Source organism: Bordetella sp. N (assembly GCF_001433395.1).
Lineage (GTDB): Bacteria > Pseudomonadota > Gammaproteobacteria > Burkholderiales > Burkholderiaceae_B > Bordetella_C.
Map to the genome: position 1 here is coordinate 1,346,199 of NZ_CP013111.1, position 12,157 is coordinate 1,358,355.

Consider the following 12,157-nt stretch of genomic DNA (forward strand, 5'->3'; position numbering starts at 1 on the left):
GCTAGCGCCGGGTTTTTTTTGCGGTTCGGCTCAGCGCCGGCGGACATTACTTCAACAACGGCTCCAGCACCGGCCACACATTGTCCAGCAGATGGGGCTGACCGGCTTCGTTGGGATGCATGCCGTCAGCCTGGAACAGTTCCCGGTTGGTGGCGATGCCGTCGAGCAGGAAGGGCACCAAAGCGGCCTGGTATTCCTTGGCGATGGTGGGGAACAGGGCGGCGAAGCGGGTGGTGTAGTCGCGCCCGTAGTTGGGCGGGATCTGCATGCCGACCAGGATCACCTTGGCGCCGGCATCCTTGGCCTTCTGCGTCAAGGTGCGCAGGTTCTTCTCGGTCATGTTCAATTGCAGACCGCGCAGGGCATCGTTCGAGCCCAGCTCGATGACGACGACGGCGGGATGATGCTGGGTCAGCAAGGCCGGCAGGCGCGTGACCCCGCCGCTGGTGGTGTCGCCGCTGATGCTGGCATTCACCACCTTATAGCCCGGCTGCTTCTCATCCAGGCGCTTTTGCAGCAGCGGCACCCAGCCGCTGCCGCGCTCCACGCCGTATTCGGCGGAGAGGCTGTCACCCAGGACCAGTATGATGCGCGTTGCGGCGGAACCCGGCGCGGCGGGCGCGGTCTGACCCGTTGGGGTCTGGGCGTTGGCGGGGGCGATCGCTAAGGCCGCCGCGGCAGCCACGGTCGTGGCCGCGAAGGCGAAACGGAAATACAAGGAACGGAAAAACAGGCGCATGGACACAGGCAACTCGATAGAAGTCAAGGATCTGGGCAAGCACGTTGCCGACGCGGGAGGCCGGTTGGCCATCCTGGAGGATATCGCTTTTACGGTGCGCGCTGGCGCGGCCCTGGCCATCACGGGCAGTTCGGGCTCGGGCAAGTCGACGTTGTTGGGACTGCTGGCGGGCCTGGATGTTCCCTCATCGGGCAGCGTGCACCTGGCGGGGCATGACCTGTTCGCCCTGGACGAGGACGGGCGCGCTCGCCTGCGTGCCAACCATGTGGGCTTCGTTTTCCAGTCTTTTCAGCTGTTGCCGAACCTGACCGCGCTGGAAAACGTCATGTTGCCGCTGGAACTGGCCGGCTTGCCGGCACGTGCGGCGGCCGAAGCCATGCTGGACCGCGTCGGCCTGGGCCAACGCCTGCATCACTATCCGCGCACCTTGTCGGGCGGCGAGCAGCAGCGCGTGTCGCTGGCGCGCGCCTTCGTCGTGAAGCCGGCGCTGTTGTTCGCCGACGAGCCCACCGGCAGCCTGGACGCCGCCACCGGCGACCGCGTCATCGACCTGATGTTCGCCCTGCAACGCGAACAGGGCGCCACCCTGGTCCTGGTCACCCACGATGCCGCGTTGGCCTCTCGCTGCGAACGGCAACTGGTCCTTGCCGCGGGGCGCGTGGTCAGTTCGAACTGATCGCGGAGCCGCCGGGTGACACGCGTTCCCCGCGCGCCAGGCAGCAATGCCGTCTCCAGGCGCCGCCTCAGGCGCCTGCCGCAGGCCGGCGGGCGCCGCGCCATTCGAGCAGGGCGATGCCGATACCGCTGCCGCAGATGATGGCGATGCCCAGCCACGTGATAGCGTCCGGGAAGTGCCCCCAGATCAGCCACCCCGTGGTGGTGGACGTCACAATCTGCAGATAGGCGAAGGGCGCCAGGGTGGACGCGGGCGCGTTGCGATACGCGCCGATCTGCAGCAGATGCCCCACGCAGCCGGTGAAGCCGGTGGACATCAGGACCAGCCAGTGCTTCATGTCCAGCGCATGCAGCACCGGCAAGGCGGCGGGCAGGGCGAAGGGCAAGGCCACGGTCAAGGCGATGGCGCCCATGCCGCCGCTCCAGATCACGGACGTCAAGGGATCGTCGCCGGCCACGCGCCGCGTGGCGATGTATTGGGCCGCGAAACAGCACGCACCCAGCAGGCCGCAGATGACGCCGGTGCCGTCCAATCCGCCGCCAGGACGAATGATGACCAACACGCCGCCGAAGGCGACGGCCGCCGCGACCCAGCGCGACAGCCGGGGCGCTTCGCCCAGCACCCAGGGCGCCGACGCCAGCACCAGCAAAGGCGCCAGGAAATTGATCGCGGTGGCTTCGGCCTGCGGCAGGAAGTGCAGGGTGGTGAAGAACATCAAGGTCGCGCCCAGCATCGCCGTGCCGCGCAAGACCTGCTCGCGCGGCCGGCGGCTGCGCAGGATGCCCCAGCCCCGCAACGGCACGATCAGTACCAGTGCCAGCAGCAGATGCGCGGCATAGCGCACCCAGCAGAGGACCAGCAGGGACACACCGCCTGCCATCACCCATTTGCCGGTAGCGTCCAGGGTGGACAGGAAGCACATGGACAGCAACAGCAGCACGATGCCCATGAAGGGGCTTTGCGTGGCGGTCGCGGGCATGGGGGTTGGACGCGATGGCGCGGCGTCAGGGTTCCGCGCGATGGCCTGGGCCCGCGTCATGGTGTGTCTCCTCTTGGTCATGGCTCTTGGGGCTTGGCTTTGGGGCGTCGCGCTTTTCGGGCGTCATGATACGCTCCCGCGCATGATCGACCTGCGCAATATCGAGACCTTCTTCTGGGTTGCCCGCCTGGGCGGCTTCCGCGCCGCCGCCGAAAAGCTCAACGCCACCCAGCCGGCGATCTCGCAACGCATCGCGTCGCTGGAATCCGGCCTGGGTGTGCGCCTGTTCGAGCGCGACGCGCGCGGCATCAAGCTCACGGCCAAGGGGCACGAACTGCTGTCGCACGCGGAACGTATGCTGCAGATGCGCACCGACATGCAGCAGGCCGCCCGCGCGCAGAACGTCATGAGCGGCACCTTGCGCCTGGGCGTGGCCGAGACCATCGTGCACACCTGGCTGGCCCGCCTGATGGAATACATGCACGAGGCCTATCCCGCGCTGGCGGTGGAAATCCAGGTCGATACCACCCCGGCGCTGCGGGGCCTGCTGACGTCCCACCAGATCGATCTCGCCTTCCTGCTGGGCCCGGTGGACGAGCCGCGCGTCGACAACATCCATCTGTGCCGCTATCCGCTGGCCTGGCTGGCCAGCCCGCGGCTCAAGCTGGGCCGCGAGCCGATCCCGCTCAAGCGCCTGGGACAGTGGCCGGTGTTGACCTATTCCTCCATCACCGAGCCGCACCGCGCCGTGCGCCGCATGCTGGTCGAGGCCGGCGTGCCCGCGCCCCGCATGTATGGCAGTTCCGCCTTGAGCGTCATCGTGCGCATGGCCATGGATGGCATCGGAACCGCTGCCATCGCTCCCGTCTTCCTGGGCCGCGAACTGGAGCAGGGCGAGTTGCGCGTGCTGAATGTCCGTGCGCCGGATCTGCCGCCCTTGAGTTTTACCGCCAGCTGGATGCAGGGCCCCGACAGCGACGTGGCGCGCACCATCGCCCAGGCCGCGCAGGTCATTGCCCGCGATCATGCGGGAGATGAGTAGTAACCCGATCAGTACTAACCCTCATATTTTTTCTATCAGTGTGATAAGAGTTTCTTATCACCTTGCATCGCAACATGTGATTGGACACCCCGGGGTCTGATGCGATGCAATAACGCATCGAAAAAGAATCATCCAGCTCAAGGGGAGCTTGCTTATGGTGTCGTCCACTCCGGTCAGCCATACCGACCATCCGGCCTCTTACCAGGCCCGCCTGGATGCCCGCAGTGGTGTGGCCACCGGCCCCACCGCGAACGTTGCGCCCGGCCACGTGCAGGCCAATCTGGCCATCCTGCCCAAGGCGATGGCCGATGAGTTCCTGCGCTTCTGCCTGCGCAATCCCAAGCCTTGTCCCATTCTTGCCGTGTCCGAGCCTGGCGATCCCAGCCTGCCGGAACTGGGCATCGACATCGACATCCGTTCCGACATCCCGCGCTATCGCGTGTGGAAGGACGGCGTGCTGGTCGACGAACCGACCGACGTGCGCAGTGTGTGGCGCGATGACCTGGTGTCGTTTCTGATCGGCTGCTCCTTCTCTTTTGAAGAAGCGATGCTGGACAACGGCCTGCCGGTGCGCCACATCGAACAGGGGTGCAACGTGCCGATGTACCGCACCAACGTGCCCACGCAAACGGCCGGCCGCTTCCATGGCCCGCTGGTGGTGTCGATGCGACCGCTCAAGCCGGCCGATGCCATCCGCGCGATCCAGGTGACGTCGCGGTTTCCGTCGGTGCACGGCGCGCCGGTGCACTTCGGCGACCCCGCCGCCATCGGCATTCAGGACATCAACCGGCCCGATTACGGCGACGCCGTGGAAATCCGCCCTGGCGAAGTGCCGGTGTTCTGGGCCTGTGGAGTGACGCCGCAGTCGGTGGTCGCCGCGGTCAAGCCGGAATTCTGCATCACGCACGCGCCGGGCCATATGTTGGTCACCGATCTGATCAACAGCCGCGTCGCGGCGCTTTGAAGCCATAAGGCATAGACGCTGACCGTCCGGTCAGACGCAGGAAAGCAGGCAGTAAATCGTCCACGCCACGCGCCGTTCGTGGGGCGTGGGGCTCGCTGTACCCAATGCAAACCGCTATCCGCGCGACAAGGGGCTTAGTCAGGGTTTCTACCGTCGCAATTTCGCCTCAGGTACGGGTAAGTTAGTCCGCGCAATGCAAGGTCTCGTAACTTTTGTTGAAAGTCCTCCAAATACTTAAAGTTTTTCCGGGAGCAATGTAATGAAGATGAAGCTGATTGCCGGCGTCGCGGCATGCCTGGCCCTTACCTTGGGTCAACCGGCCGCCGCGCAGGAAAAGACCGTGCGCATCGGCGCTATCTACCCGCTGAGCGGCGCCCTGGCGTCCACCGGCGCCGAGATCAAGGCCGCCATTGAATTGGCGGTCGACATCATCAACAACCCGCATCCGGAACTGGAAGGCCTGCCGCTGGCCGCCGGCGCGGGTCTGCCCAAGTTGAACGGCGCCAAGATCGAAGTGGTCTTCGGCGATTCGCAAGGCAAGCCCGAAGTGGGCCTGGCCGACGCCCAGCGTCTGATCCAGCAGGAAAAAGTGGTGGCCCTGACCGGAGCCTACCAATCCGCCGTCACCAAGACCGCCAGCCGCGTGGCCGAGCAAAGCGGGATTCCCTACCTGAACGGCGAATCGAGCAGCCCGGACCTGACGGATCGTGGCTATAAGTGGTTCTTCCGCACGTCGCCCACCGACGACACCTTCGTCGAGAACATGATGCAGTTCCTGGACGGCGTGAAGAAGGTGCCGACCAAGAAGATCGCGGTGGTCTATGAGAACACCGACTTCGGCGTCAACACCTACAAGGCCGTGGAACGCTTCGCCAAGAAGTACAACCGCGAAATCGTCGCCAACATCGCCTACGCCGCCGGCTCGCCGTCGGTGACCGCCGAGGTGCAGAAGCTGGCCGCCGCCAAGCCCGATGTCGCGCTGTTCGCCAGCTACACGTCGGACGCCATGCTGTTCGTGCGCACCATGCGTGAAAGCAAGTACGCGCCGCCCGTGCTGCTGGCCAACGACGCCGGCTTCATCGATTCGCGCTTCGTGCAGGAAGTGGGCCCGCAAGTGCAGGGCGTGCTGACGCGCGACGTGTGGAGCAATGACGTCGCCGCCGCCAAGGCCGGTCTGAAGAAGATCAACGACATGTACAAGGCCAAGACCGGCAAGGACTTGAACGGCAACAACGCCCGTTCGATGCAGGGCGTGCTGGTGCTGGCCGATGCCATCAACCGTGCCGGTTCGACCGATCCGGAAGCCATCCGCAAGGCGCTGGCCGCCACCGATCTGAAGTCCAATCAGATCGCCATGCCCTGGGAAGGCGTGAAGTTCGACGAGAAGGGCCAGAACCAGCTGGGCGCCGGCCTGATCCTGGAACTGAAGGGCGCCGGCTATGTGCCGGTGTGGCCGGACGCGTATCGTACCGATGCGTCGCTGCCGACCCTGCCGTTCGCCTGGAAGTAATTCCCGGGTAACCCTGGGCGCGGACGTCCAAGCCTGAAGGCTTGCGCCCGCGCCCCCTGTACAGCAACAGCCGGCGGATCCCCGTGCATCCGCCGTGGGAGTACCGCATGTTCGAAGCACTAACCGCCGGCCTGTTCAACGGCTTGATCTACGCGGCCGTCGCCGTAGGCCTGGCCTTGATCTGGGGCATTACCGACGTCATCAACTTCGCCCACGGCGAATTCCTGATGCTCGCCATGTATGCCGCCTACTGGCTCTTCACCCTGGGCCACATCGACCCCACCATGTCGGCGCCGTTGGTCGCCATCCTGTTGGCGTTCGTGGGATTCCTTACCTATGCGCTGATCATCAAGCGCCTGCAGAAGGGACCGCCCATGGCGGTGATCCTGGCCACCTTCGGCCTGGGCATCGTCCTGCGCCAGGTTGCCTTCATCGCTTTCACCCCCGACTATCGCAGCCTGCCCGACACCATGGTGTCCGGCAGCGTCAGCCTGCTCGGCATTTCCATCGGCCGTCCGCAAGTGGTGACCGGCCTGGTGGCGCTGGTGATCGTGGTCGCGCTGTTCTGGCTGGTCTATCGCACGCGCTGGGGCCACGCGCTGCAAGCCGTGGCTGAAGATCGCGACGTTGCCGCGCTGGTGGGCATCGCGCCGGACCGCGTCAACGCGCAGGTGTGGATGCTGGGCAGCGCCGCGGTGGGCCTGGCGGGCGCGCTGTTGACCACTTTCTTCTACGTGTTCCCGTCGGTGGGCCTGGTGTTCGGCCTGCTGGCTTTCGTGGCAGTGTGCATGGGCGGCTTCGGTTCGCTGCCGGGCGCCTTCATCGCGGGGATCCTGATCGGTGTCATCGAAGCAATGACGGGCTATTTCGTGGCGCCCGCGCTGAAGACGGTCAGCATCTTCATCCTTTTCATCCTGGTTCTCTGGTACCGGCCGCGCGGCCTGTTTGGGCGGTGGTGATATGACGATAGAAAACAAACTCGATCCGGTTGCCGTGTCGCCTGCCAAGGCCAGCCATTCGCGCGCGCCCATCGCGATAGCGGTGGTCCTGGCCGTGCTGTTCGCCCTGGCGCCCCTGGTCATCAAGGACCAGTTCACCATCCAGGTGCTGCTGCAGATCGTCCTGTTCGGCGCGCTGGGCGCCGCCTGGAACCTGGTGGGCGGCTTCCTTGGCCGCGTGTCTTTCGGGCATGGCGTGTTCGTCGGGGTAGGGGCCTACACCACGATCCTGCTGTTGCAGCATTTGAAACTCACGCCCTTGCTGGGCATTCCCGCCGGGGCGCTGATCTCGGCGCTGCTGGCGTATATCGTCGGTGGGCCCACCTTGCGGTTGTCGGGCCACTACTTCGCCATGGCCACCATCGCGTTGCTGCAGATCGGCCTGCTGCTGATGATCAACTGGGATTGGGCCGGCGGCGCCGTCGGCCTGGAATCGCCCATCGGCGACGCGCCCTGGATGCTGCAGTTCCGCAGCAAGGTGCCGTACTACTGGATCGCCGTGGGCATGGGCCTGGTGACGTTCCTGGTGACCTATTTCCTGGTGCACTCGCGCATCGGCTTCTACTGGCGCGCCATCAATGGCGACGAGGCGGCCGCGCGCAGCCTGGGCGTGCCGGCCGAGCGCTACAAGATGCTGGCCTTCGTGTTGTCGGCCGCCTTGACCGGCGCCTGGGGCGGTTTCTTCGCGATGTACATCGGCTTCATCGATCCCGATTCGATGTTCAGCCTGACCATGTCCGTGCAGATGGTGCTGGTGGCCATCCTGGGTGGTGTCGGCAGTCTGATCGGCCCGTGGATAGGCGCGGCGCTGCTGCTGCCCTTGTCCGAAGGCACGCGCGTCATGTGGGGCAGTTCGGGCCTGGGCCTGGATCTGCTGGTATTCGGTTTGGCTATCCTGCTGGTGACGATGTTCCTGCCGGGCGGTCTGGTGACGTTGAGGGGGCGCCGTGGCTCTGCTTGAAGTGAAGGATTTGACCAAGCGCTTCGGCGGCCTGGTCGCCAACAAGGACATCAACCTGACGGTCAATGAGGGCGAGATCGTCGCCATCATCGGCCCCAACGGCGCGGGCAAGAGCACACTGTTCAACGGCCTGGTCGGCTATCACGAGCCGACGTCCGGCACCGTGACGTTCAATGGCCAGTCCATGCTGGGCCTGAAGCCGGAGCAGGTCGCGGCGATGGGCCTGGTGCGTACGTACCAGATCCCGCGCAACTTCGGCCAGATGACCGTGCTGGAGAACGCCATGGTGGGCGCCTTGCTGCGCCATCCGCGCCTGGCGGACGCCCGCGAGGCGGCGCGCAAGGTGCTGGGCCTGGTGGGCCTGGCTGATCGCGCCGACGTCAAGGCGGCCGGTCTGAACGTGGCAGGGCAGAAGCGGGTGGAGCTGGCGCGCGCGCTGGCCACCGAGCCGCGCATGCTGCTGCTGGATGAAGTGGCTGGGGGCTTGAATCCCACCGAGGCCATCGCGCTGGCGGAAATCCTGCGCGGTATCCATCAATCCGGCGTGACGCTGGTGATCGTCGAACACGTGCTGGAAGTGGTGATGCGCCTGGCGCATCGCGTCACGGTGTTGAACTTCGGCCAGATGATCGCCGAAGGCCCGCCGCAGGAAATCGTGCGCAATCCCACCGTCATCGAGGCTTACCTGGGGAGAAAGCACCGTGCCTGATGTGATGTTGAAAGTCGAAAACCTCAGCGTCGCCTATGGCGGCGTGCAGGCCGTGCGCAATATCTCCCTGGAGGTGCGGCCGGGTGAGATCACTGCCTTGCTGGGCGCCAACGGGGCCGGCAAGTCCAGCACCCTGGCGGCCATCATCGGCCGGGTCAAGCCGGCGTCGGGGCGGGTCATCTTCGAAGGCCAGGACATCACGGGCACGCCGCCCGAGAAGCTGGTCACCCGCGGCATTTCCCTGATTCCGGAAGGCGCGCGCGTGTTCGCCCGTCAACCGGTAGAGCAGAACCTGCGGCTGGGCGCCTATACCGTGCGCGACGAAGCGGTCTACAAGCGCCGGCTGGAACACGTGTATTCGCTGTTTCCCCGTCTGAAGGAACGGCGCGAGCAGCTGGCGGGCACCATGTCCGGCGGTGAACGGCAGATGCTGGCCATCGGTCGCGCGCTGATGAGCGGGCCGCGCCTGTTGCTGATCGACGAGCCCAGTCTGGGTTTGTCGCCCCTGCTGGTCGAGCAGGTGTTCGATGCCTTGGCCGCCCTGAACCGCGAGGAAAAGCTGTCGGTGCTGCTGGTCGAGCAGAACATGGCGGCGGCGCTGGAAGTGGCGGCGCAGGCGTATGTGATGCAGAGTGGGGCAGTGGCCTTGTCCGGCAGCGCCACCGAACTGGCCGCTTCGGACGAGGTCCGGCGGGCATATCTGGGCATGTAAGGATGCTACTGTGGCTTTTCTGTAACGTTGACGGAGGTTCGGGAATCCCTCAGCCTCTCCTGTGACGAACCTCGCGCAAATGCCGTCTGGCAGCTGGATTTTGTTGTGTCCCTAATATATCTGACTAAAAATTTATTAGGGACGTCACAAAAATCTCTGGCAAAATGGCGGCATCCTTCCTATGGAGCCATTGTTCATGTCGCAAACGCCTACCCACGCCTTGCCCTCTTATCTGGACCCGGAGCATCTGGGGCCTTGGGGCGTCTACCTGCAGCAGGTTGACCGGGTCACCCCTTACCTGGGCTCCCTGGGCCGCTGGGTCGAAACGCTGAAGCGCCCGAAACGCGCGCTTATCGTCGACGTGCCGGTTGAGCTGGACAATGGCCGCATCGCCCATTTCGAGGGCTATCGCGTGCAGCACAACACGTCGCGCGGCCCCGGCAAGGGCGGCGTGCGTTTCCACCAGGACGTGACGCTGTCGGAAGTGATGGCGCTGTCGGCCTGGATGTCGGTCAAGAACGCGGCGGTCAATCTGCCCTTCGGCGGCGCCAAGGGCGGCATCCGTGTCGATCCGCGCACGCTGTCGCAGGCGGAGCTGGAGCGCGTCACGCGTCGCTACACCACTGAAATCGGCGTCATCATCGGGCCGTCCAAGGACATTCCGGCGCCCGACGTCAACACCAACGCCCAGACCATGGCGTGGATGATGGATACCTACTCCATGAACGAGGGCGCGACCGCCACGGGCGTGGTGACCGGCAAGCCGATCACCCTGGGCGGCAGCCTGGGTCGTGTCGAAGCTACCGGCCGTGGCGTGTTCGTGGTCGGCTGCGAAGCCGCCCGTGACGCCGGCATCGAGGTGAACGGCGCGCGCGTGATGGTGCAGGGCTTCGGTAACGTGGGCGGGACGGCAGCGCGCCTGTTCCATGATGCTGGCGCGAAGATCATCGCCGTGCAGGATCACACGGGCACCATCCACAACGCGGCTGGCCTGGATGTGCCGGAACTGCTGGTACATGTGGCCGCCACTGGCGGCGTGGGTGGCTTCCGCAAGGCTGAAGCCTTGGATCCCAAGGAATTCTGGAAGCTGGAAACCGAATTCCTGATTCCGGCCGCGCTGGAATCGCAGATCACGTCCGAGAACGCAGCTGGCATCCGCGCCAAGATCGTGGTGGAAGGCGCCAACGGCCCGACCACGCCGGAAGCGGACGACATCCTGTTCGAGATGGGCACCCTGGTGGTGCCGGACGTGCTGGCCAACGCCGGTGGCGTGACGGTCAGCTACTTCGAATGGGTGCAGGATTTCTCCAGCTTCTTCTGGACCGAGGAAGAGATCAATCTGCGCCTCGAGCGCATCATGCGGGAAGCGTATTCGTCGATCTCCCAGATGGCGCGCGACCAGAAGGTCACCCTGCGTACCGCCGCGTTCATCGTCGCTTGCACGCGCATCCTGCAAGCCCGCCAGGTGCGCGGTCTGTATCCGTGATGTAAGGGTGATAAGGCTGGGGCTGGCCGTGTGTTTGTAGCGGCGGTTGCCGCTCCTGCCTTGTTGCTGTTTCAAGACCCGCGCCAGTGATGGCGCGGGTTTTTCATTTTGACCGGCATCCGATAACCTTAGCCTTCACCTTATCCTTGGCTGCCGCTGGCGGCTGGATCAATCAGGAGTGCATGCTATGAAAATCGACCTCACCGGCAAGACGGCCATCGTAAGCGGTTCGACCAAGGGCATCGGCCTGGCGACGGCCAAGGGGCTGGCGGCCAGCGGCGCCGCCGTTGTCGTCAACGGGCGTGCGCAGAAGGACGTCGATGCGGCCGTGGCCGCGGTCAAGGCGGCCTCGCCTGGTGCGCAGGTGCATGGTTTCGCGGGGGACCTGGGCACGGCGCAGGGTTGCGATGCCTTGCTTGCCGCGTATCCGGCTTGCGATGTGCTGGTGAACAATCTGGGGATTTTCGGTCCGCAGGATTTCTTCGACATTCCCGATGATGAGTGGACGCGGTTTTTCGACGTCAACGTGATGTCGGGGGTGCGGCTGTCACGGGCCTATCTGCCTGGCATGGAAGCCAAGGGCTGGGGGCGGGTGATTTTCCTGTCGTCCGAATCGGGCTTCAACATTCCCGCGGACATGATCCACTACGGCATGACCAAGACCGCCTGCACGGCCGTGGCGCGGGGCTTGGCCAAGCGCATGGCCGGGACGGGTGTGACGGTCAATTCGGTGTTGCCGGGCCCGACCTTGTCCGAGGGGGTGGCCGATATGCTCAAGGACGACGCGAAGAAGAGCGGGAAGTCGCTGGAAGAAGTGGGCAAGGATTTCGTGATGTCCCAGCGCCCGTCATCGGTGATCCAGCGCCTGGCGACCGTGGAAGAGGTCGCGAACATGATCGTCTACGCCTGCTCGCCCCAGGCAAGCGCCACCAGCGGCGCGGCGTTGCGGGTGGATGGCGGGGTGGTGGATAGCTTGTGAGGCAATGAAAAGCGCAGCCCTCGGACTGCGCTTGCCTTCCTAGAACGCGCCGAACGCTTTGGCAATCAGCGTGACCATTCCTGCGGACATCGTAAGGATGGTGCCGAACAGCAGCCGAAAATCTGCTCGCACTTCAGAGCGCAAACTCCGAAGTTCGGTCTTCAGGTCGGAAACGTCGCGCTGCACATATTCGAAGCCCGCTTCCAGTTTGGCGAGGCCGGCCACCAGGGACCGGTCGTTGACATCGACCCGCCTGCCGACGCGCGCGCCAGTGCGTCTTTTTACTTCCCGGCGCAAGTTATACCCACTAAGGACATGAGTTCCCACGATTCTTACCTTTCCTGAGTTCAGCCGAATGCTCGGGGTTTAGCATAGCCCTGGCTGTAGGTGGAATCCTATCCC

At 64.9% G+C, this 12,157-nt stretch carries 13 protein-coding genes; 10 read left to right on the forward strand and 3 right to left on the reverse strand.

Annotation, left to right across the window (positions count from 1 at the left end; translation table 11 throughout):
* Positions 1-46: 46 nt before the first annotated feature.
* On the reverse strand, positions 47-739 hold the full coding sequence (locus tag ASB57_RS05830; protein WP_057651352.1) for an arylesterase: 693 nt from the start codon (positions 737-739) through the stop codon (positions 47-49).
* Between ASB57_RS05830 and ASB57_RS05835 the strand changes: the two genes are divergently transcribed.
* Positions 738-1,415 carry an ABC transporter ATP-binding protein gene (locus tag ASB57_RS05835; RefSeq protein WP_057651354.1) on the forward strand — a complete coding sequence of 226 codons (678 nt, stop codon included), beginning with the start codon at positions 738-740 and terminating at the stop codon, positions 1,413-1,415. The genes ASB57_RS05830 and ASB57_RS05835 overlap by 2 nt on opposite strands.
* 67 nt (positions 1,416-1,482) lie before the next feature.
* On the opposite strand, the gene ASB57_RS05840 is transcribed toward ASB57_RS05835, so the two are convergent.
* Entirely contained in the window at positions 1,483-2,454 is a 972-nt protein-coding gene (locus ASB57_RS05840) for a DMT family transporter (protein ID WP_057651357.1), read from the reverse strand.
* 82 nt (positions 2,455-2,536) lie between these two features.
* On the opposite strand from ASB57_RS05840, the gene ASB57_RS05845 reads away from it, so the two are divergent.
* From ASB57_RS05845 to ASB57_RS05885, 9 genes are all read left to right on the forward strand, one after another.
* A complete protein-coding gene (locus tag ASB57_RS05845; RefSeq protein WP_057651358.1) occupies positions 2,537-3,436 on the forward strand; it encodes a LysR family transcriptional regulator in 900 nt (299 codons plus the stop codon).
* 154 nt (positions 3,437-3,590) lie between these two features.
* Positions 3,591-4,400, forward strand: coding sequence for a putative hydro-lyase (locus ASB57_RS05850; RefSeq protein ID WP_057651360.1), 810 nt, complete (start codon positions 3,591-3,593; stop codon positions 4,398-4,400).
* Positions 4,401-4,659: 259 nt separating this feature from the next.
* Positions 4,660-5,910, forward strand: coding sequence for an ABC transporter substrate-binding protein (locus ASB57_RS05855; protein ID WP_057651362.1), 1,251 nt, complete (start codon positions 4,660-4,662; stop codon positions 5,908-5,910).
* A gap of 107 nt (positions 5,911-6,017) precedes the next feature.
* On the forward strand, positions 6,018-6,869 hold the full coding sequence (locus ASB57_RS05860; protein WP_057651364.1) for a branched-chain amino acid ABC transporter permease: 852 nt from the start codon (positions 6,018-6,020) through the stop codon (positions 6,867-6,869).
* Position 6,870: 1 nt separating this feature from the next.
* Positions 6,871-7,869: a branched-chain amino acid ABC transporter permease gene (locus tag ASB57_RS05865; RefSeq protein WP_082621398.1), complete on the forward strand. Its 999-nt coding sequence runs from the start codon at positions 6,871-6,873 to the stop codon at positions 7,867-7,869.
* Positions 7,856-8,578, forward strand: a complete 723-nt coding sequence (locus ASB57_RS05870) for an ABC transporter ATP-binding protein (protein WP_057651365.1) — start codon at positions 7,856-7,858, stop codon at positions 8,576-8,578. The genes ASB57_RS05865 and ASB57_RS05870 overlap by 14 nt, the downstream gene beginning before the upstream one ends.
* Before the next feature lie 4 nt (positions 8,579-8,582).
* The gene (locus ASB57_RS05875) at positions 8,583-9,290 is read left to right on the forward strand and encodes an ABC transporter ATP-binding protein (protein WP_057651367.1); all 708 of its coding nucleotides are present in this window, start codon (positions 8,583-8,585) and stop codon (positions 9,288-9,290) included.
* A 196-nt stretch (positions 9,291-9,486) separates the two neighbouring features.
* Complete coding sequence (locus tag ASB57_RS05880; RefSeq protein WP_057655941.1) at positions 9,487-10,776, forward strand: Glu/Leu/Phe/Val dehydrogenase; 1,290 nt, start codon at positions 9,487-9,489, stop codon at positions 10,774-10,776.
* A gap of 187 nt (positions 10,777-10,963) precedes the next feature.
* Entirely contained in the window at positions 10,964-11,755 is a 792-nt protein-coding gene (locus tag ASB57_RS05885) for an SDR family NAD(P)-dependent oxidoreductase (RefSeq protein ID WP_057651369.1), read from the forward strand.
* A gap of 39 nt (positions 11,756-11,794) precedes the next feature.
* Here ASB57_RS05885 and ASB57_RS05890 read toward each other — a convergent pair whose 3' ends face one another.
* The gene (locus ASB57_RS05890) at positions 11,795-12,082 is read right to left on the reverse strand and encodes a hypothetical protein (RefSeq protein ID WP_156414069.1); all 288 of its coding nucleotides are present in this window, start codon (positions 12,080-12,082) and stop codon (positions 11,795-11,797) included.
* Between the last annotated feature and the right edge of the window lie 75 nt (positions 12,083-12,157).